We start from the raw sequence: 1042 nt of genomic DNA on the forward strand, positions 1-1042 counted from the left end.
GTAAATAAGAAATATATGTTCTAAAAGGTTCTAAAACAGTTGTATCCAACTTTATAAAGAGAAAATATGTTCGATATATTGCAATATTATTCGCGTTATGATATACTATATGTATGAAAGAAAATCTTAAACATTACCGCACTTGTGTGTGCAATATTAATTACCATATGGTATGGTCAGTAAAATACCGGCGGAAGATATTAAATGCAGAGATTGAAGCATATCTTCAGAAACTGGTACAGGAGATTGCGGAGAATAAGGGATTTACCGTTCATCTGTTTGAATGTGGTGAGGGAGATCATGTCCACTGTTTTGTATCAGCCCCTCCGAAATTATCCATAACTGCGATCGTGAAATATCTGAAGGGAATCACCGGCAGGAAGCTGTTCGAACGTTTTCCAGAAATAAGAAACCAGCTGTGGAAAGGAGAGCTGTGGAATCATTCCTATTATGTGGAAACGGTCGGATCGGTATCGGAAGAAAATATCCGCAGGTACATCGAACATCAGAGCAAAGCTTACTGATACTATGGAGGAGAGGAAATGCTGCTGTCAAAGAAAACATCCATAAAGATCAGCTGTGAATATGCGAATCTCATTGGACATATGTGCTACGCAGCATCCAAGCTCTGGAATGTTTGTAATTATGAGCGCCAGCATTACAAAGAAACAGGGCTGGTGCAATATCCCGACTGGTATTATCAGAAAAAAGCCCATAAAGAAGATCTATGGTATAAACAGCTCCCGTCCCAGAGCGCCCAGGAAGTCTGCAAGCTGCTGGATAAGGCATGGAAGTCTTTTTATGCCTTGAAAAGGTCCGGTGGAATTGAGTCGCCCAGACCGCCGCGGTTTAAGCAGGAGGGGATTCCCATTACCTATATGCAGATGGGGATTGTGCATGAGCGGGATACGGAGAAAGTCCGCCTGTCCCTTCCAAAGGCATTAAAAAAATATATGGAAGGAACATATCAGATCCATGAAAACTTTCTTTTTCTTGAAAATAAGATTTTCAGGGACATGGATCAGATCAAACAGCTGCGGAT

At 41.2% G+C, this 1042-nt stretch carries 1 protein-coding gene and 1 pseudogene; both read left to right on the forward strand.

What is annotated here, in order from left to right; all coding sequences use genetic code 11:
• Positions 1–113: 113 nt before the first annotated feature.
• Entirely contained in the window at positions 114–524 is a 411-nt protein-coding gene (tnpA, locus tag LKD71_RS18095; RefSeq protein ID WP_227616436.1) for an IS200/IS605 family transposase, read from the forward strand.
• Between the two features lie 18 nt (positions 525–542).
• Positions 543–1042: pseudogene (locus LKD71_RS18100) on the forward strand (RNA-guided endonuclease InsQ/TnpB family protein); the annotation flags it as partial.

This window comes from Fusicatenibacter faecihominis (genome assembly GCF_020686945.1).
Taxonomy (GTDB): domain Bacteria; phylum Bacillota; class Clostridia; order Lachnospirales; family Lachnospiraceae; genus Limivivens; species Limivivens faecihominis.